The organism is Caballeronia sp. GAFFF2 (assembly GCF_023631485.1).
Classification (GTDB): Bacteria; Pseudomonadota; Gammaproteobacteria; order Burkholderiales; family Burkholderiaceae; genus Caballeronia.
In genome coordinates this window covers 91771-109636 of the sequence record NZ_JALQDA010000035.1, presented here as the reverse complement: position 1 = coordinate 109636, position 17866 = coordinate 91771, and the positions used below count along the sequence as shown (strand labels likewise).

The 17866-nt window shown below is 64.3% G+C and carries 17 protein-coding genes; 13 read left to right on the top strand and 4 right to left on the bottom strand.

Annotation, left to right across the window (positions count from 1 at the left end):
- Nucleotides 1-18 precede the first annotated feature (18 nt).
- From NCT04_RS26645 to NCT04_RS26615, 7 genes are read left to right on the top strand one after another with little or no spacing between them, the layout of a single operon-like run.
- Nucleotides 19-975 carry an ABC transporter permease gene (locus NCT04_RS26645; protein WP_244830116.1) on the top strand — a complete coding sequence of 319 codons (957 nt, stop codon included), beginning with the start codon at nucleotides 19-21 and terminating at the stop codon, nucleotides 973-975.
- Nucleotides 972-1916 (top strand): ABC transporter permease, encoded by a 945-nt coding sequence (locus NCT04_RS26640; protein WP_250468441.1) that lies wholly within the window; start codon nucleotides 972-974, stop codon nucleotides 1914-1916. Before NCT04_RS26645 ends, NCT04_RS26640 begins: the two co-directional genes overlap by 4 nt.
- Nucleotides 1913-3760 (top strand): ABC transporter ATP-binding protein, encoded by a 1848-nt coding sequence (locus tag NCT04_RS26635; protein WP_250468440.1) that lies wholly within the window; start codon nucleotides 1913-1915, stop codon nucleotides 3758-3760. The genes NCT04_RS26640 and NCT04_RS26635 overlap by 4 nt, the downstream gene beginning before the upstream one ends.
- Nucleotides 3757-4077, top strand: a complete 321-nt coding sequence (locus tag NCT04_RS26630; RefSeq protein ID WP_250468439.1) for a (2Fe-2S)-binding protein — start codon at nucleotides 3757-3759, stop codon at nucleotides 4075-4077. Before NCT04_RS26635 ends, NCT04_RS26630 begins: the two co-directional genes overlap by 4 nt.
- Nucleotides 4056-5474: an NAD(P)/FAD-dependent oxidoreductase gene (locus NCT04_RS26625; protein ID WP_250468438.1), complete on the top strand. Its 1419-nt coding sequence runs from the start codon at nucleotides 4056-4058 to the stop codon at nucleotides 5472-5474. The genes NCT04_RS26630 and NCT04_RS26625 overlap by 22 nt, the downstream gene beginning before the upstream one ends.
- The gene (locus NCT04_RS26620) at nucleotides 5471-6640 is read left to right on the top strand and encodes an NAD(P)/FAD-dependent oxidoreductase (protein ID WP_250468437.1); all 1170 of its coding nucleotides are present in this window, start codon (nucleotides 5471-5473) and stop codon (nucleotides 6638-6640) included. Before NCT04_RS26625 ends, NCT04_RS26620 begins: the two co-directional genes overlap by 4 nt.
- Complete coding sequence (locus NCT04_RS26615) at nucleotides 6637-7095, top strand: helix-turn-helix domain-containing protein (protein WP_250468436.1); 459 nt, start codon at nucleotides 6637-6639, stop codon at nucleotides 7093-7095. Before NCT04_RS26620 ends, NCT04_RS26615 begins: the two co-directional genes overlap by 4 nt.
- Here the strand turns inward: NCT04_RS26615 and NCT04_RS26610 are convergent.
- Complete coding sequence (locus tag NCT04_RS26610; RefSeq protein ID WP_244830123.1) at nucleotides 7009-7980, bottom strand: LysR family transcriptional regulator; 972 nt, start codon at nucleotides 7978-7980, stop codon at nucleotides 7009-7011. The genes NCT04_RS26615 and NCT04_RS26610 overlap by 87 nt on opposite strands.
- 103 nt (nucleotides 7981-8083) lie before the next feature.
- Between NCT04_RS26610 and NCT04_RS26605 the strand changes: the two genes are divergently transcribed.
- The 6 genes from NCT04_RS26605 (at nucleotide 8084) to NCT04_RS26580 (ending at nucleotide 14418) form a co-directional block, all read left to right on the top strand.
- Nucleotides 8084-9160 carry an ABC transporter ATP-binding protein gene (locus NCT04_RS26605; RefSeq protein WP_250468435.1) on the top strand — a complete coding sequence of 359 codons (1077 nt, stop codon included), beginning with the start codon at nucleotides 8084-8086 and terminating at the stop codon, nucleotides 9158-9160.
- A gap of 81 nt (nucleotides 9161-9241) precedes the next feature.
- Nucleotides 9242-9955 carry an HAD-IA family hydrolase gene (locus NCT04_RS26600; RefSeq protein WP_250468434.1) on the top strand — a complete coding sequence of 238 codons (714 nt, stop codon included), beginning with the start codon at nucleotides 9242-9244 and terminating at the stop codon, nucleotides 9953-9955.
- A 2-nt stretch (nucleotides 9956-9957) separates the two neighbouring features.
- Nucleotides 9958-11268 (top strand): NAD(P)/FAD-dependent oxidoreductase, encoded by a 1311-nt coding sequence (locus tag NCT04_RS26595; RefSeq protein WP_250468433.1) that lies wholly within the window; start codon nucleotides 9958-9960, stop codon nucleotides 11266-11268.
- 38 nt (nucleotides 11269-11306) lie between these two features.
- The gene (locus NCT04_RS26590; RefSeq protein WP_370652234.1) at nucleotides 11307-12176 is read left to right on the top strand and encodes an ABC transporter permease; all 870 of its coding nucleotides are present in this window, start codon (nucleotides 11307-11309) and stop codon (nucleotides 12174-12176) included.
- Nucleotides 12173-12967, top strand: a complete 795-nt coding sequence (locus NCT04_RS26585) for an ABC transporter permease (protein ID WP_250468432.1) — start codon at nucleotides 12173-12175, stop codon at nucleotides 12965-12967. Before NCT04_RS26590 ends, NCT04_RS26585 begins: the two co-directional genes overlap by 4 nt.
- 23 nt (nucleotides 12968-12990) lie before the next feature.
- Complete coding sequence (locus tag NCT04_RS26580; RefSeq protein ID WP_250468431.1) at nucleotides 12991-14418, top strand: aldehyde dehydrogenase family protein; 1428 nt, start codon at nucleotides 12991-12993, stop codon at nucleotides 14416-14418.
- Nucleotides 14419-14474: 56 nt separating this feature from the next.
- Here the strand turns inward: NCT04_RS26580 and NCT04_RS26575 are convergent, their stop codons facing one another.
- The 3 genes from NCT04_RS26575 to NCT04_RS26565 all read right to left on the bottom strand — a co-directional run bounded on the left by NCT04_RS26575 (nucleotide 14475) and on the right by NCT04_RS26565 (nucleotide 17848).
- Complete coding sequence (locus NCT04_RS26575; protein WP_250469489.1) at nucleotides 14475-16217, bottom strand: GMC family oxidoreductase; 1743 nt, start codon at nucleotides 16215-16217, stop codon at nucleotides 14475-14477.
- Between the two features lie 23 nt (nucleotides 16218-16240).
- A complete protein-coding gene (locus NCT04_RS26570) occupies nucleotides 16241-17257 on the bottom strand; it encodes an ABC transporter substrate-binding protein (protein ID WP_250468430.1) in 1017 nt (338 codons plus the stop codon).
- 243 nt (nucleotides 17258-17500) lie between these two features.
- Entirely contained in the window at nucleotides 17501-17848 is a 348-nt protein-coding gene (locus NCT04_RS26565) for a cupin domain-containing protein (RefSeq protein ID WP_244830131.1), read from the bottom strand.
- Between the last annotated feature and the right edge of the window lie 18 nt (nucleotides 17849-17866).

Genomic DNA, 17866 nt, shown 5'->3' with positions numbered 1-17866 from the left:
AACCGGAGGCGATATCCGATGAAAGTTCATGCGCAACGACTCGTCGCCACGCGCATCGGCCTCGCGTTGCTGACCTTGCTGATCGTCTCGGCGGTGGTGTTCGGCATCACGGGTCTCTTGCCCGGCGATGCCGCACAGCAGGCGCTCGGCCAGGCGGCCACGCCCGAGCAGGTCACGGCCCTGCGTCACGAGTACGGGCTCGATCAGCCCGCGCTGCAACGCTACGTGCAATGGCTCGTGCACGTGGTCTCGGGCAACTTCGGCACGTCGCTGTCGAACAATCTCCCGGTGAGTCAGCTGATCGCCTCGCGTCTGCCGAATTCGCTCGTGCTGGCCGGTTTGACCGCGCTGGTTTCGGTGCCGGTGGCGCTCTTCATCGGCATCGTATCGGCCATGTTTCGCGGCTCGCTGCTCGACCGCGCGCTCAACGTGCTGACGCTTTCGACCGTGGCCGTGCCCGAGTTTCTCGTCGCGACCATCGCCGTCCTGATCTTCGCGGTGAAGCTGCGCTGGCTGCCAGCGCTCTCGTATCTCTCGGATGTGTCGTCGTTCGGCGCGCTCTTGCGGGTCTACGCGATGCCAGTGATGACGCTCTGCTGCGTGATCGTCGCGCAAATGGCACGCATGACGCGCGCGGCGGTGCTGGATCAGCTCAACGCGTCTTACGTGGAGATGGCGCGTCTAAAGGGCGCATCGCCGATGCGCGTGGTGTTGCGGCACGTCTTGCCCAACACCATCGGCCCGATTGCGAACGCGGTGGCGCTGAGTCTCTCGTATCTCTTCGGCGGCGTGGTGATCGTCGAATCGATTTTCAACTATCCCGGTCTTGCAAGCCTCATGGTCGATGCCGTCACCAACCGCGACATGCCGCTCGTGCAGGGCTGCGTCATGGTGTTCTGCGCGGCGTATCTCGCGCTCGTGCTGATTGCCGACCTGGCCCAGATCGTATCCAACCCGAGGCTGCGTCAACGATGAATCGTCCCTCGACACCTCACGTGCCACACGCCTCGCAGGTCATGTACGAGCCGGAGCCCGGAATACCGGACGTGGCCGAAGCGCCGGTCATCGTGCAGAAGCGCGGCCCGCTGCGGCGTCTCGCCGGACGCTTCTCGGTGCTCGGCTTGATCGGTCTTTTCATCGTCGTGTTCTGGCTCGCGGTCGCGTTCCTGGCTCCGCTCGTCGCGCCGTACAAAGGCGGCGCGATGACTTCCATCGACATCTTCGGCAGCTATAGCGCGGCGCACTGGCTCGGCACCGATTATCTCGGCCGCGACATGCTGTCCCGCGTGCTGTACGGCACGCAGTACACGGTGGGCCTCGCGCTTGCGGCGACGCTGCTCGCGAGTTTCATCGGCACGTTCTTCGGTCTGATCGCGGCTGTGTCCGGCCGCTGGGTCGATGAAATCCTGAGCCGCTTCTTCGATGCGCTCATCTCCATTCCGAGCAAGGTGCTCGCGCTGGTGGTGATCGCCGCGTTCGGCTCGTCGATTCCCATGCTGACGATGGTCGCCGCGCTCGCCTACATTCCCGGCGCGTTCCGCATTTCGCGCTCGCTCGCGGTCAACATCATGACGCTCGAATACGTGCAGGTGGCAAGAGCGCGCGGCGAGAAGCTGTTCTATATCGCTCGCGTCGAAGTGCTGCCGAACATGATTCACCCGATGCTCGCCGACTTCGGCCTGCGCTTCGTGTTCATCGTGTTGCTGCTGTCGGGCCTGAGCTTTCTCGGCCTCGGTGTCCAGCCGCCGAACGCGGACTGGGGTTCGCTCGTGCGCGAGAACATCGGCGGTCTGGCGGAAGGCGCGCCGGCCGTGCTCATGCCGGCGGTCGCCATCGCCACGCTGACGGTCGGCGTGAATCTGCTCATCGACAGCCTGCGCCGCCACGGTGCGCGCGGCAACGGAGGCGCGCAATGACCACCAACATGATCGAAGTGAAAGGCCTGCGCGTGGTCGCGGGCGCGGCGCCGGACCCGGTCGTCGAGATCGTGAAAGGCGTGGACTTCGTCGTGAAGAAGGGCGAAGTGCTCGCGCTGATCGGCGAGTCGGGCTCGGGCAAGACGACGATTGCGCTGGCGCTGCTCGGCCATGCGCGCACCGGCTGCGCGATTGCGGGCGGTTCCGTCAAGATTGGCGACACCGAAGTGCTCGAACTGAGTGAAAAGGGCCGTCGCGCGCTGCGCTCGCGCACGGTGGCTTATGTGGCGCAGAGCGCGTCGGCGGGATTCAATCCGGCACGCACGATCATGGATCAGGTGACCGAGCCCGCGTTGCTGCACAAACTCATGTCCGCCGCGGCGGCGCGCGAGAAGGCGGTCGCGTTGTTCCGCGCGCTCGCGTTGCCGAATCCGGAAAGCATTGGCGACCGGTATCCGCATCAGGTCTCGGGCGGGCAGTTGCAGCGGTTGATGGCCGCGATGGCGCTGATCACCGATCCCGCCGTCGTCGTGTTCGACGAACCGACCACCGCGCTCGATGTGACCACGCAGATCGAAGTCCTCGCCGCATTCAAGCGCGTGGTGCGCGAACTCGGCACGACGGCGGTGTACGTATCGCACGACCTGGCCGTGGTGGCGCAGATGGCGGACCGCATCGTCGTGCTGAACGGCGGACGCGTGCGCGAGAACGGCGCGACCGCGCAAGTGCTCGACGCTCCCGCCGACGATTACACGCGCCAGTTGCTCGGCGCGGTGCGCCGCCCCGATGCGCTGCTCGCCGAACTCTCGCCGCTCACCAGTCAGGGTGAAAAGCCGTTGCTGGAAATTCGCCGCCTGAGCGCGGGTTATGGCCGTGTCGATGCGAACGGCGTGCCCGCCGTGCGCGTGCTCGACGACGTGAGCCTGAAGATCGCGCGTGGCAGCACGCTCGGTGTGATCGGCGAATCGGGATCGGGCAAGACGACGCTTGCACGCGTGGTCGCGGGTCTGGTGGACCGGGCGCGCGGCGACGTGCTGCTCGACGGCAAGCCGCTGCCGGCCAAGCTCTCCGAACGTACGCTCGAACAATACCGGCGCGTGCAGATCGTGTTCCAGAACGCCGATACCGCGCTCAACCCGAGCCGTACCATCGCCGATATTCTCGCGCGGCCGATGAACTTCTATCACGGCCTGCGCGGTGCGGCGGCACGGAAGCGCATGCTGGAACTGCTCGATCTGGTGAAACTGCCCGCAGCGATTGCGAAGCGCCAGCCGGGCGGTTTGTCGGGCGGACAGAAGCAGCGCGTGAATCTGGCGCGCGCGCTCGCCGCCGACCCCGCGCTCATTCTCTGCGACGAAGTCACGTCCGCGCTCGATACGGTGGTCGGCGCGGCCATTCTCGATCTGCTCGCGGAATTGCGCCGCGAACTCGGCGTCTCGCTCATGTTCATCAGCCACGACATCTCGACGGTGCGGGCCATCTGCGACGAAGTCATCGTGCTGTATGCGGGCCAGTGTGTCGAAGCGGGCCAGCGCGAGTCGCTTTCGCATCCGCCGTATCACCCGTACACGGGTCTGCTCGTCGATTCGGTGCCTGCGCTGCAACCGGGCTGGCTCGACGAGCGGCGCGCATCGACGCTGACTGCCTTGCCCGTGCTCGGCTCGGATAGCGACGTGGATGCGTTGTGCAGCTTCCGTGCGCGTTGCACGGTGCGTATCGACGGCAAGTGCAACGTGACACCGCCATCGGTCAAGACCTTGCCTTCGGGCGCCGCCATTCTGTGCCACCGCTCGGCCGACGACCTCACGCGCATGCAGACACAAGACAACGCGGTGGCTGCATGAACGCACGTTTCGTGAGAGTGGCGGAGACGGGGCGCAAGCCCGTGACCATCGTTATCGACGGCAGCATCGCACAGGCCAAGGAAGGCGACACGCTGATGGTCGCGCTGCTGACGGCGCAAGACACCTTGCGCGATTCCGAGTTCGGCGATGGCCGCCGCGCCGGTTTCTGCCTGATGGGCGCGTGCCAGGATTGCTGGGTTTGGACCGCGAGCGGCGAACGCCTGCGCGCCTGCACGACGCCGGTTGAAGAAGGCATGTCGATCGTCACACGCATCGGTCAGACGAAGGAGGGTGTATGGCCGCGCGCGAGCGTTTGAAGGTCGTGGTCATCGGCGGCGGACCGGCGGGCGTGCGCGCAGCCGAAGCGCTCGTGCGCGCGGGCTTGCGTCCGACCGTGGTCGATGAAGGACGGCGCGACGGCGGGCAGATTTATCGGCGGCAGCCCGACGGGTTTTCGCGCTCGTATGAAACGCTTTATGGCAGCGAAGCCGTCCGCGCTCAGTCGCTGCATCGCACGTTCGACGGCTTGCGCGCGCAGATCGACTATCTGCCCGAGACGCTCGTGTGGAACATCGAACCGAACGTGGTGCACATCGTCAGCGGCACGCGCTATCGCAAGCTCGACTTCGACGCGCTCATCGTGTGCAGCGGCGCCACCGACCGCCTCATGCCGGTGCCGGGCTGGCATCACGCAGGCACGTATAGCCTCGGCGGCGCGCAGGTCGCGCTGAAGTCGCAAGGCTGTGCAATCGGCGCGCGCACGGTGCTGATGGGCACGGGACCGCTGCTCTATCTCGTCGCCGCGCAATACGTCAAAGCAGGCGCGACGGTCGGTGCGGTGCTGGACACCTCGACGCTTGCACAACGCATTCGCGCATTGCCGCAACTGCTCGCCATGCCATCGACGCTCGTCAAGGGGATCGGCTTGATGCGCGTATTGCGTCGCGCGGGTGTGGCGGTGCATCGCGGCATCACGCCGGTTGGCATCGGCGGGACGGCCGAACATGGCGTCACCGGCGTGCGCGTTGAAACGGCGAACGGCGCGCAACTCGATATTGCCTGCGATGCCGTCGCGCTCGGCTATCACCTCCGTCCCGAAACGCAGCTCGCCGATCTCGCGGGCTGCGAATTCGTCTTCGATCAGGCCGCGCGGCAATGGCTTGCTCGCATCGACGGCGATGGCCGCAGCAGCGTGCCCGGCGTCTATCTCGCGGGTGACGGCGCACGCGTGCGCGGCGCGGACGCCGCCGAGCGCTCCGGACAACTCGCGGCGCTCGCCGCCTTGCACGATGCGGGGCTCGCGCCCGACAACGCGCGCGTCACGCAATTACGCGCCGAACTTGCGCGCTTCACGCGATTCGCCGCCGGCCTGCGGGCCGCTTTCCCGTGGCCCGCGCGCTTTGCTGCCGCGCTTCCGGACGAGGCGATCGTCTGCCGCTGTGAAGCCATCACCGCGGGCGAATTGCGTCGCGTGGTACGCGAAATGGGCGCGCGGGAAGCGAATCGCGCGAAGGCGTTTTCCCGCGTCGGCATGGGCCGCTGTCAGGGCCGATATTGCGCGCACGCGGGCGCGGAAGTCATCGCCGCCGAGGCGCGCGTGCCGCTCGAAGCGGTCGGACGTCTGCGCGGACAAGCGCCTGTCAAGCCGCTGCCGATGGCCGTGACGCCGCAGGACGAAGTGCATCGAGGAATCGAAAAGGAGTTGAGCGAATGAACGAGCGCGCCGATGTGATCGTGATCGGCGGCGGTATCGTCGGCACGACGACCGCATTCTTTTTGCGCCGCCGTAAGCGTTCCGTGATCGTGCTCGAACGCGGTCTCACCGGGCAGCAGGCAAGCGGCGTGAACTTCGGCGGCGTGCGTCGCCAGGGCCGCGCGCTTTCGCAACTGGCCATGTCCAATCGCGCCTTGCAGACCTGGAAACGCTCGCGGGAACTGCTCGGCGAAGATGTCGAATTCCTGCCTTCGGGCCATACGCGCGTCTGCTATCACGCGCATGACGCCGAGTATTTTCAGCGCTATGCCGATGAAGCGCGCGCCCACGGCCTCGATCTCGAAGTGCTCGAAGGCCGTGCGATGTTCGAGCGCTTCCCCTTCCTCGGCCGCGAAGTCCTTGCCGCATCCGTTTCGCCGCTCGATGGCCACGCCAATCCGCGACTCGCCGCGCCTGCGTTCGGGCGTGCGGCGGCGCGGCTCGGAGCGCGCATCGTCGAGAACACGGAAGTGGTGCATATCGAGAAAGAAGCGGGCGGCTTTCGCGTGGAAAGCGCGGCGGGCGACATCTATCGCGCCGAACAAGTGCTGGTATGCGCGGGCGCGTGGGCCAATACCTTGTCGACGCAACTCGGCGAGCCTGTGCCGCTCGTCGCGCGCGGCCCGCAAATGGCCGTGACCGAACCCGTGCCGTATGTCTTCCAGCATTCGATGGGCGTCTACACGACGGTCAAGGCCGAGAGCGTGTACTTCCGCCAGATTCCGCGCGGCAATCTCGTGCTCGGCGGCGGCCCGCCCGGTCCCGCCGATATCGCCACGCGCCGCGCGGGCGTGCTGCCGGAAAACACCGTCGCGCAGATGGCGCAGTTTCGCCGCATGGTGCCGGCGCTCGGACCCTTGCATGTGATTCGCGTCTGGAGCGGCGTCGAAAGCTATCTGCCGGATTCGGAACCGGTGATCGGCCCGAGTACGAAAGCCGATGGCCTCTTCTATGCGTTCGGTTTCAGCGGCTCGGGGTTTCAGATCGGGCCGGGCGTGGGCGAAACGCTCGCGGAACTGCTCGATACCGGCGCCACACCCATTCCTCTCGATTCGTTCTCCATTCAACGATTCCAGCGCGGCGCATCGGCACACGCGGAATCGGCCACGTCAGAGACTTCTTCATGAACCACGAGAGCCACGCGAACATCAAGCCCGCCGTGCTCGGCAACGCGCTCGCCTATATCGAAGCGAATTTCGACAAGACCGTGAGTCTTGCGCAGCTCGCCGATGTCTCGGCGTTGTCGGTGTCGCGCTTTGCGACCGTGTTTCGCGAGCAGATCGGGCTTTCGCCCTACAAGTATCTGTGCCGCGTGCGGGTGCGGCGTGCGCAGAGTCTGTTGCTCGCGGGCATGCCGGGATCGGTGGTGGCGACGGAAGTCGGCTTTTTCGATCAAAGCCATCTCGCGCGGCATTTCAAGCGCTTGTGCGGCATGACGCCGAGTACGTTCATCGAGCACGCACGCGAGCACGCACGCGACCATGCGGACACGCGTTCAGCCAAGCTCGATGCCGGTTGCCTTAAGGGCGTCGCGAAGACCGAGCCGCGGATACTTGCTCTCGACGACGCGCATGTCGCCTAGCGTCTCCGCGATGAGCCAGTCGCGCACGTCGGCGACGATAGGCCGCAACGGCCGGTTCGGCGGCGTGACGAGGCAGCAGCGCCGGCTCGTCACGATGAGTTCCAGTTCCGCCGGCACGAGCGCGCCTTGCGCGAGCCAGTGAGACGCCACGTTGAGCCAGCCGAGCGCCATGCCTTGCCCAAGCAACGCGGCCTGCACGACGATGGCGTAGTCGTTGAAACTGAGCATGCCGGCGACATGCCGCTCTTGGTCGGCGAACGCATGAAAGCGCTCATGCCAGCCGCGTTCGCCGTCGTCCATGACGATCACCGTATCGCCATGCGCGCGGCCCGCTTCGGTGCACGCGGTTTCGTGGTATCGCTCGTTCGATACCGGCAGCAGCGCTTCGGGCATGACCAGCACGGCGTTCTCGTCGATCTCTTCATCGTGAAGGAAGCGCATGCCGAGATCGACATCGACGAGCGGCCCGCCAATGCGCCCCGAGATCAGTTGAAAGCGCAGGTCCACCGAAGGAAACGCCTGATTGAGCCGGCTCATGCGCGGCATCAGCCAGTGCGTGGTGAAGGCGGTGGAAACCGACAGCGTGACCGACTCCACGCCGGTGGCGCGTGCCTCGATTTCGCGGATGGCGCTTTCTATGCCATTGAAGCCTTCCGATATCTTGCGATACAGAATGCGCCCGCTTTCCGTCAGTTCAATGCCGCCGCGCACGCGCTCGAAAAGCCGCACGCCGATATGGTCTTCCATGCGCGCGAGCATGCGGCTGACCGCCGGCTGACTCACGTAAAGTTCTTGCGCGGCACGCGTGAAATTACCGCAGCGCGCGGCCGCTTCGAAGACGAAGAGCGCGTTGGCGCTGGGCAGTTTCTTGCGAAGGTTTGGCATGACCTGATGTTATGCCCGATCCAACAATTTTGGAATTGCCGTCAAAAACATCGCGCCGTATATTTTTCTTAATCCTCAAGCCCGAAGACACGAGACGACACTCATGGATGCACGAGCGAAAACCGGCGTATCGATCAGGTCGGCAACCAAGCGCTACGGCGCGCTGGCCGCACTCGACGATGTTTCTCTCGACATCGCGCCGGGCGAATTCGTCTCGTTGCTCGGCCCGTCGGGTTCGGGCAAGACCACGCTGCTAGGCATTCTCGGCGGCTTCGTGCAGCCAACGTCCGGAAGCGTCTGGGTCGGCGAGCGCGACATTACATTTGCGCCGCCGCACAAGCGCGATATCGGCATCGTGTTCCAGAACTACGCGCTCTTTCCGCATATGACGGTGGGCGAGAACGTCGCGTTCTCCCTGCGTGCGCGACGCGAGCCGAAATCCACCTGGCCGAAGAAGGTCGCCGATGCCCTGGCGATGGTCGAACTCGCGGGCTACGAGAATCGCGGCATCGACCAGTTGTCGGGCGGGCAGAAGCAACGCGTGGCGCTCGCCCGCGCGATGGTCTTCGAGCCGCAACTGATCCTGATGGACGAGCCGCTCTCCGCGCTCGACAAGCAATTGCGCGAGACCATGCAGATCGAGCTGCGGCGGCTGCATCGGCGGCTTGGCGCGACCATTGTCAACGTGACGCACGATCAGCGCGAGGCGCTCACCATGAGCGACCGCGTGGCCGTGCTCAAAGACGGCAAGCTCGTGCAGATCGACACGCCCGAGCGTCTCTACGACCGTCCTTGCGATGCGTTCGTCGCGAGCTTCATCGGCGAGGCGACCTTGCTCGACGTGAGCCGCGCGGGCGACGACGCCGTGCGTCTCGGCAACACGGTCTTGCGCACGGCGCACCCGTTGCCACGCGGCGAGAAGCTCTTGCTCGCGGTGCAGACGGAGAAGCTTTTCATCGCGCATGGCGACGCGCAAGCAAACGCCAACCGCTTTTCCTGTCGCGTGACCGAAGTGCTTTATCAGGGCGAAAGTCTGCGCGTGTTCGCGGTGCTCGCAGACGGCACGGCCATCAGCCTGAGACAGCCCGGCAGCTTCGAGGCGCGCCGCCGCATTCCCCAGCCGGGCGCCGAGATGATCGTGGCGCTCGATCCCGCGGACACCATCGTCGTGCCCGCATGAACGGTTTTTCATCGCCTGTGCACGGGCGATTCGACTGGCACATGTTGCCAACTCATACGCAACCCGCAAAAGGATGATGCAATGAATCTCACCGATTTCAAGGTCCTGACGTTCGATGTCGTCGGCACGCTGATCAACTTCGAAAAAGGCGTGCTCGATTCCGTGCGGCGTCTGGGCGGCCCGAAGGCAAAGGACCTGACCGATGACCAGATCTTCACGCCGTACATGGATGGCCGCGCGAAGTATCCGGGGCGTTCGAGCCATGAGATGGCCAACGTCTATCTGCATCTGGCGAAGGAACTCGGTCTGCCCGACGACGCGCAATCGGCTGCCGCGTTCCAGCGCGACGTGCTCGAATGGCCCGCCTTCGAAGATTCGGTTGCCGCATTGAAGCGCCTGCGCAAGCACTTCCGGCTCGTCGCGATGACCAACGCGGACCGCGTCGCACTGTCGGCGTATGCGCATACGCTCGGCAATCCGTTCGACGATACCGTCTGCTGCGATGAAACCGGTGTCGCCAAGCCCGACCCGCAATTCTTCGCTTACAACCGTGGACGTCAGGCTGCGTTCGGCTACAAGTTCGACGAGATTCTGCATACGGCGCAGAGCCAGTATCACGACATCGGCGTCGCGACGAAGCTCGGTTATGCGACGTGCTGGATCGAACGCCGTCAAGGTCAGAAAGGCTTCGGCGCCACGCCCGTGCCGGAGAACGTGACGACGCCGACGTTCAAGTTCGCGACCCTCGGCGCACTCGCCGATGCGGTCGAGGCCGAACTGCGCGCCGCCGCCTGATCATGCGCGCCCCGACGACGCCGCGTCCCGTACCCGACTCGCTCTGGCGGGCGATGGCCGGCCCTGCTGCCGCCACGGCGCCCTTGGCTCGCGACCTCGATGTGGAAGTCGCGATCATCGGTGCGGGCTATTCGGGGCTGACGGCCGCCCATGCCTTGCAAAAGCGCGGCGTGGAGTGCGCCGTGCTCGATGCGAATCCGGTCGGATGGGGCGCAAGCGGTCGCAACGGCGGCGTGGTGTCGTCGAAATTCAGGCTGTCGTTTCCGTCGATTGCGAGCGCGCATGGCGTCGCTATGGCCAAGCGCATGCATCGGCTCGCGCACGAGGGCGTGCGCGCGGTGGAAGCGCTCATCGACGAATTCGGTTTGCAGGCCGCGCAATTCGAGCACACGGGCAGTCTGCGTTGCGCTCATACCGAGCGCGCTTTCGCCTCGATACGGGCGGAAGCCGAGTGGGTTCGCACGACACTCGGCGACACGACCATGAGCGTGCAGTCGCGCGCCGAAGTGGAACACGAGACGGGTTCGCGTGGTTTCGTGGGCGGCGTGTTGAGCGCGGACGCGGGCACCATCTTGCCGCTGGAATACGTGCGCGGGCTTGCCGACGGTCTGACTGCGCGCGGCGTGCCGATCTTCGAATCGACACCAGTGATCGACATGACGCGCGCGGACGATCGTCGCGTGATCTTGCGTGCCCCTGGCGGCACGGTGCGCGCGAAACAGGTGATCGTCGCGACCAACGCTTATTCGAATCTTTCCGATGCCACCGCCGCCTATCATCGCGAACTCGTGCCGTTTCGCAGCGCGATGATCGCAACCGCGAAGCTTCCCGCCGACCTCGACGCGCAGTTGATGATCAATCGCCGCAGCTACGCCGAAACGCGCCGCATGATGAAGTGGTTTCGCAAGGTGGATGGCCGCATGCTCTTCGGGGGACGCGATGCCTTCGGCAAGGAGGGCGAGCCAACCGGCTTCGATGCGTTGCAACGCGCGATGATCGCGCTGTTCCCGCAACTCAACGGCGTGCCGGTCGAGTACCGCTGGTCGGGCTATGTCGGCATGACCTTCAACGCGCTGCCGCATGTCGGCCGTAGCGACGACGCCACCACGTTCTGCCTCGGCTACAACGGCGCGGGGATTTCCATGGCGAGCCTCGTCGGGCAACATGCAGCGGCGCTCGCCCTCGGCGACAAGCCCGATCTCGCGCTGCTCGCGCAAGACGGCTTGCGGCCGGTGCCTTTTCATGCGCTGCGCGCGCCGGGCGTGAGGCTCGTCGCCGCGTGGTATCAGTTTCTCGACGCCGTGGGTGCATGATGACGATAGCCAAACGGATACTAGAGGATGCAACCCCGATGCATGCCGCCGCAACCGACCCCTCGGTGCGCCATCAAAGACGCGAAGACCGCGCCATGCTGCTGCTCATGGCTCCCGCGTTGTTCGTGGTGATCGTGCTGCTGGTGGTGCCGCTCGCGTGGCTGTCGTGGCAGTCCATTTATCACGAAGGCGCGTTCACGCTCGTGAACTATCGGCGCGTTTTCACGGGCGCTTATCTCGACACCTTTCTGCTGACGTTCAAGCTGTCCATCATCGTGACGGGCGTGACGCTTTTGCTGGGATATCCGGTCGCTTATTTCGCGGCATCGGTTTCGCCGCGATGGAGCGCGCTGATACTCGGCATGGTCATTCTGCCGTTCTGGACCAGCGTGCTCGTGCGCACTTACGCATGGCTCGTGCTGTTGCAGCGCACGGGCCTCATCAACAAGGCGCTGCTCGGCATGGGGCTGATCGAGCGGCCCTTGCAGCTTTCGTATAACCAGTTCGGCACGATCATCGCGATGGTGCATATCCTCTTGCCTTTCATGGTGCTGCCGCTCTATTCGGCGATGCAGAAGATTCCGCCGAACCTGTCGCAAGCGGGCGCGAGTCTCGGCGGTTCGCCCTTGCATGTGTTCATGCGCGTGTTCCTGCCGCTCTCGATGGGCGGCGTGGTCGCGGGCGTGACACTCGTCTTCGTGTTGTGCCTGGGCTTCTATATCACGCCGGAACTCATGGGCGGCGGCAAGTCGATGATGGTCTCCATGATCGTCAGCCGTAATGTGGAGATCTACAACAGTTGGGGCGCGGCGAGTTCGGTGAGCGTGGTGCTGTTGCTGTGTGTCTTCGCAATCTTCTGGCTCGCGAGCCGCGTGATTCCGCTCGAAAAAACGCTGGGGGCGAAATGAAGAGACTGTCGCTCGGCCGGATCATACTCGGCGCATCGGTGCTGCTGATCCTCGTGTTCCTGATGGTGCCGGTGGTGATCGTCGTGCCGCTGTCGTTTTCGGATGCGCGCTTTCTGACCTTTCCGCCGCCCGCGTATTCGTTGCGCTGGTATCACGCGTTCTTCGACAACCCCGCGTGGATCGACGCAGCCAAGACGACGTTCGCCGCATCGACATGCGCAGCATTGATAGCGACGCCGCTCGGTATTGCGGCGGCTTATGGCATTCAGTACGGCTCGCACTGGTCGATGCGCTATCTGCGCACGCTCCTCATGTTGCCGATGATGGTACCGATCATCATCGTCGCGGTGGGCGTGTTCTTCGTGTTCACGCAAGCGGGATACGTGAATACGCTGGGCGGGCTCATCATCGCGGACACCATGTTGGGTCTGCCTTATGTGCTCATCTCGGTCGGCGCGGATCTGCGCAGCTTCGACCGCACGCAGGAAATGGTCGCGCGCAGTCTCGGCATGAACCGCTTTCGCAGTTTCATGGCGGTGACGCTGCCGCAGATTCGCGCGAGCGTGATCTCGGGCGCGGTGTTCGTCTTCATTCAGGCGCTCGATGAAACCGTCGTCGCGCTGTTCATTTCGGGCGGCAGCAACCAGACGCTCACGCGCCGCATGTTCGTCACCTTGCGCGACGAGATCGATCCGACCATCGCGGCCATCAGCACCATGCTCACGGCGATTACGTTGTGCCTCGTGATGATCGTCGTCGTGAGCCGGCGCTCGGCGGTGGCGCGCACTTAACGCTTATAGAAACGGATCAACGCATGTCACACTCATTGCAGTTCTACATCGATGGCGCGTGGGTCGAACCGGCCGGCACGCGACGTCTGCCCGTGATCGATCCCTGCACGGAAGAAGCGTTTGCAGAGATCGCGCTCGGCGATGCGCGCGATGTCGATCGCGCGGTTGCAGCCGCGCGGCGTGCATTCGAAACGTACTCGCGGACATCGGTGTCAGAGCGCGTCGCGTTGCTCGAACGCATACTCGAAGCGTACCTTGCGCGTTACGACGAGATGGCCGAAGTCATCACGCGTGAAATCGGCGCGCCTTCCAAGCTATCGCATGCGTGGCAGGCGTCGCTCGGCAAGCGGCATATCGAAGAGACCTTGCGCACGGTCACGCGCTTTCAGTGGCAACGCAGGAAGGGCACGACGCTCATCAACCACGAACCGGTCGGCGTCGCTGCGCTCATCACGCCGTGGAACTGGCCGATCAACCAGATCGTCTGCAAGGTCGCGCCCGCGCTCGCTGCGGGTTGCACGGTAGTGCTCAAGCCAAGCGAAGTATCGCCGCTGAATGCGCTCTTGTTTGCCGAGATTCTCGATGCGGCAGGCGTGCCGCCGGGCGTGTTCAATCTCATCAATGGCGACGGTCCGACCGTGGGCGCGGCGCTGTCTTCGCATCCAGATGTGGACATGGTGTCGTTCACTGGCTCGACGCGCGCGGGAGTCGAGATTGCGAAGCTGGCCGCGCCGACCGTGAAGCGCGTGCATCAGGAACTGGGCGGCAAGTCGGCGAACATCCTGCTTGACGATGTCGATCTGGAAGCGGCCGTGACGGCGGGCGTGAACTCGTGCTTCGGCAATAGCGGTCAGTCGTGCAATGCGCCCACGCGCATGCTCGTGCCTGCATCGCGTCATGCAGAGGCCGTGGAGATCGCGCGGCGTGCGGCTTCGAAGCAGCGCGTCGGCCCCGCCGATGCGGACGGCACGACGATGGGCCCGGTCGTCAGCGACGTGCAGTTCACGCGCGTGCAGCGGTTGATTGGCATCGGCATCGAAGAAGGCGCCGAGTTGGTGGCGGGCGGTTTGGGGCGTCCGGACGGGTTGGAACGTGGTTACTACGTGAAGCCGACGGTGTTCGCTGGTGTGGATCCTTCGATGACGATTGCGCGCGAGGAAATCTTCGGGCCGGTGCTTGCGATCATGCCGTATCGCGATGACGAAGAAGCAATTGCGATTGCCAACGATACGCCGTTCGGGCTTGCGGCTTACGTGCAGTCCGGGGATAAGGAGCGGGCGCGGAAGGTGGCGCTACGCATGCGCGCGGGTAGCGTTTATGTGAACTATCCGCCATGGGATGCGGGGTCGCCATTTGGCGGATATAAGCAGTCGGGGAATGGGCGCGAGTATGGGGAGTGGGGATTGGAGGCGTTTTTGGAGGTCAAGGGGATTGTGGGGTTTGGGGAGTAGTCAAGCGCACGCGCCTCGATTCGTAGCGCGCGTGACGCGACCGCCAATCTCGCGCCCTACGATATCCGCTTCGACCCATACCCATCCACCACTCCGACCTCGCTCGCAAAGCGATTGGCGCTCGACTCCGCCCGCAGCATATCCGCCACGCGCTCGGCCATCATGATCGTCGGCACATTCGTATTGGCACAGGGTATCGAAGGCATCAGCGAGGCGTCGCATACATAAAGACCATCGACGCCATACACCGCGCCGCGCGCGTCAGTCACGGCGAGCGGATCGTTTTCAGCGCCCATGCGGCATGTGCCCGACGGATGCCACGTTCCGCCAACCGATCGTGTCACGAACCGCGTGAGCGCTTCGTCATCGTTCATCAAGTCGGCGATACTCACGCCCTGCGTCACCACGCGTCGGATCAGCCATCCACGCAACGGTCCCGCAACATCCAGCAGCGCACTCAACACGCCGCGCTGCAACGCGTTCCACATTCCCGGCACGGCGACCGCTGCGACGCGCGGCGAATAGCTCGACGGAAACACGATATCGCGATGCGCATCCATCGACGCCGCGTTAAGTGTTTGCGCGCCGAAGCGCAAGGCAAGCTTGAGCCGTTCGAGGTCGCGCGTATCGGAAAGCATGGCGAAATCGACCTTCGGTTCATCGAGTGGATTCGCCGATGCCAACGTCACCCGCCCGCGCGAATACGACTTGTTGACCCAGAAGAAGATCGTGCCGAGCCGATAACCCACCGAATGCCAGCCGGAACGCGAAAGAATCGCGCCGTGCATGTCGCCGGGCACGGTGTCATCGAGATGCGATGAGAAGCGCACGATCGCCTGCTCGTGATGCTCATCGGGATAAGGCGTGCGCGCCGAACGCGGCAAAAACGCGGACACCGCAATCGACGGATGCTCCATCAGATTGCCGCCCACGCCCGGCCGGTCCGCGCATACTTCGATGCCGAGCGCAGCCAACGCTTGCGCCGGCCCGATGCCGCTGCGCATGAGCAACGCGGGACTGTGTATCGCGCCCGCCGAGACGATCACGCGCCGCGCGTGCACATCTTCGTGCGTGCCATCCGGCCGCAGGATGCGCGCACCGATCGCGCGTTTGCCATCGAACAAAATGCGATCGACGACGAGACCCGTGCGGATCGATAGATTCACGCGCTTGCGAGTGGCATCGTCGAGATAACAGACGGACGTCGGAATACGTTCGCCCGCCGCGCTCACCGAGAGCGAGCCGATAAACGCGCCGTCTTGCCAGGGCCCGTTCTGATCGTCATGTAATGGATGGCCGCTCTTGCTGAGCGTATCCAGCACGGCGCGCACGAACGGCGAGATGCGCGCCCACTTCGGACGCTGAATGCGCAGCGGTCCGTCCGAGCCGTGATAGGGGCCGGCGAAGTCGCAATCGGTTTCGAGCTTGCGGAAGTAGGGCAGGCAGTTCTGCCAGTTCCAGCCATCGGCCCCGAGCGTGTCCCACTCGTCGTAATCGGCGGGCGCGCCGCGATTGGCCATCAGCGCGTTGATCGCGGAACCGCCGCCGAGAATGCGCGCTTGCTCATAACGTCGAACGGGCGCGAGCGCGCTCATGCGGGCCTTCAACTGCCGCCAGATGTTGTTCGTATCGAGATAAGCGCGCCCCGGATAGCGGCTGCGAACCGCGTCCGGCATGGTGCTCGCGGAGATGTCGCGGCCCGCCTCGACGAGGCATATGTGCCTGCCTGCGTCCTCCGACAGGCGCGCGGCCAGCACGCAGCCCGCCGAGCCGCCGCCGAGAATCAGATAATCGATCATGCCGGAACGCGCGCGCTGCACGTTCACTGCATGAACTTGAGCCACCGCGCCTTGGCCTGAATGCCCGGGTCCGATGCCCACCACTCTTCCTGCATCAGCGCTTGTTTCGCGGCATTGGCCGGTGAACTCGGCAGCTCGGATGCGCGCTTCTCGCTGATCCTGCCGGTCTTGAACGCGGCCGGATTGCCCGGACCGTAATCGATATACGTCGGCAGGTTCGCCTGCAATTCCGGCGAAAGCGCGGTATTGAGGAAGCGCACCGCATCGTTGAGGTTCGGCGCGTTCTTCAGGATGCACAACTGCGTGTTCTGCAGGATGCCGTCGTTGAAGGTGAAGTCCACGTTCGGATCGTCCTTGCGCACGGCGCTCGCGCGGCCGTTCCAGATCATCGTCATGTCGACTTCGCCGTCGTGCAGCAACTGCGCCGACTGGCCGCCCGAGGTCCACCATACCGTGATGTTCGGCTTGATCTCTTCGAGCTTCCTGAACGCGCGATCGACATCGAGCGGATAGAGCTTGTCGCGCGCCACGCCGTCCGCGAGCAAAGCGGCTTCGAGCACGGTCTGCGGGTCGTTGCGCAAGGCGCGCGTGCCGGGGAAACCTTTCACGTCCCAGAAGTCCTTCCAGCTTTGCGGCACCTTCTTGAGCGTTTTCTTGTTGTAGCCGATGACGGTCGAATAAAACTCGTACGCCGCCGAATAGGGCGTGCGGTATTGCTCGGGCATCGCGGCCGCGTTGGGGATCTTCGAGAAGTCGAGCTTTTCGAGCAAGCCTTCGCGCCCGCCGCGCAGACAGTTCGACGTCGGGGTATCGATCACGTCCCAGATCGGCTTGCCGGTAGCGGCTTGCGCTTTGACTTGCGGCCATGCATCCGGAATGCTGTCCTGCTTGATCGTGATGCCGAGTTCTTTTGCAGCGGGATCGAGAATCGCCTTGGTCTGCGCTTCCTGATAAGCGCCGCCTTGCGACACGAAAGTGATGCTGCCCGCGGCAAAAGCCGGTGCCGCGCCGCCCAGGGCCATGCCAAGCGCGAAAGTCATGGCAAGCGGGCGAAGCGTGAGACGGGAACAACTGAACCTTGCAATATTGATCACGGCGTTTCCTCGACAAGGTTGAAGCGAAGGACGTCTTGCAGGTCGCGCCGTCACTGCGGATGAGCATGTCATCGCGCAAGAACGACGCGGGTCTGAGCAAAAATATATTGGGTCAAATTCGCTGGAGCAACGCCGCAATTGTTGGAGGCTCCATGACCCTAGGTTATGCCCTGCAATTCAAGAAACGCTTCACTGGAAAATCACGTAGACCTTGCGCATGGTCTCCTCGACTTCCCATGTTCCTTCGGTGTTCGCCGCGAAAAACAGCGTGTCGCCGCCCGTGAAGTGCACGGTGTCTTCGCCATCGGGCGTGAAGCGTCCGCTTCCGGCAAGAAAGTGCATGACTTCCGCTTCCTTGACCGAGCGACGATACGTGCCCGGCGTGCATTCGAACACGCCGGTGTCGATGTTCTCGCTGCCCGGAATCACGCGCTGTACGCCCGAAACCCTGATTTGCGGTGTGCCCGGAAGGCCTGCCGTGCCCCAGTCTTCCAGGCCTTGTAGCCCGATGCTCTGCTTGATCTGCTGAACTTTCATATGGTCGTGTCTTGTCGA

Excerpts from the sequence above, each read along its gene's own strand:
- NCT04_RS26565 (WP_244830131.1), bottom strand. The coding sequence starts at position 17,848 with ATGAAAGTTCAGCAGATCAAGCAGAGCATCGGGCTACAAGGCCTGGAA.
- NCT04_RS26595 (WP_250468433.1), top strand. The coding sequence starts at position 9,958 with ATGCGCGCCCCGACGACGCCGCGTCCCGTACCCGACTCGCTCTGGCGG.
- NCT04_RS26605 (WP_250468435.1), top strand. The coding sequence starts at position 8,084 with ATGGATGCACGAGCGAAAACCGGCGTATCGATCAGGTCGGCAACCAAG.
- NCT04_RS26610 (WP_244830123.1), bottom strand. The coding sequence starts at position 7,980 with ATGCCAAACCTTCGCAAGAAACTGCCCAGCGCCAACGCGCTCTTCGTC.
- NCT04_RS26630 (WP_250468439.1), top strand. The coding sequence starts at position 3,757 with ATGAACGCACGTTTCGTGAGAGTGGCGGAGACGGGGCGCAAGCCCGTG.
- NCT04_RS26635 (WP_250468440.1), top strand. The coding sequence starts at position 1,913 with ATGACCACCAACATGATCGAAGTGAAAGGCCTGCGCGTGGTCGCGGGC.
- NCT04_RS26645 (WP_244830116.1), top strand. The coding sequence starts at position 19 with ATGAAAGTTCATGCGCAACGACTCGTCGCCACGCGCATCGGCCTCGCG.
- NCT04_RS26590 (WP_370652234.1), top strand. The coding sequence starts at position 11,307 with ATGCATGCCGCCGCAACCGACCCCTCGGTGCGCCATCAAAGACGCGAA.
- NCT04_RS26615 (WP_250468436.1), top strand. The coding sequence starts at position 6,637 with ATGAACCACGAGAGCCACGCGAACATCAAGCCCGCCGTGCTCGGCAAC.
- NCT04_RS26575 (WP_250469489.1), bottom strand. The coding sequence starts at position 16,217 with ATGATCGATTATCTGATTCTCGGCGGCGGCTCGGCGGGCTGCGTGCTG.
- NCT04_RS26570 (WP_250468430.1), bottom strand. The coding sequence starts at position 17,257 with ATGACTTTCGCGCTTGGCATGGCCCTGGGCGGCGCGGCACCGGCTTTT.
- NCT04_RS26580 (WP_250468431.1), top strand. The coding sequence starts at position 12,991 with ATGTCACACTCATTGCAGTTCTACATCGATGGCGCGTGGGTCGAACCG.
- NCT04_RS26620 (WP_250468437.1), top strand. The coding sequence starts at position 5,471 with ATGAACGAGCGCGCCGATGTGATCGTGATCGGCGGCGGTATCGTCGGC.
- NCT04_RS26600 (WP_250468434.1), top strand. The coding sequence starts at position 9,242 with ATGAATCTCACCGATTTCAAGGTCCTGACGTTCGATGTCGTCGGCACG.
- NCT04_RS26625 (WP_250468438.1), top strand. The coding sequence starts at position 4,056 with ATGGCCGCGCGCGAGCGTTTGAAGGTCGTGGTCATCGGCGGCGGACCG.
- NCT04_RS26585 (WP_250468432.1), top strand. The coding sequence starts at position 12,173 with ATGAAGAGACTGTCGCTCGGCCGGATCATACTCGGCGCATCGGTGCTG.
- NCT04_RS26640 (WP_250468441.1), top strand. The coding sequence starts at position 972 with ATGAATCGTCCCTCGACACCTCACGTGCCACACGCCTCGCAGGTCATG.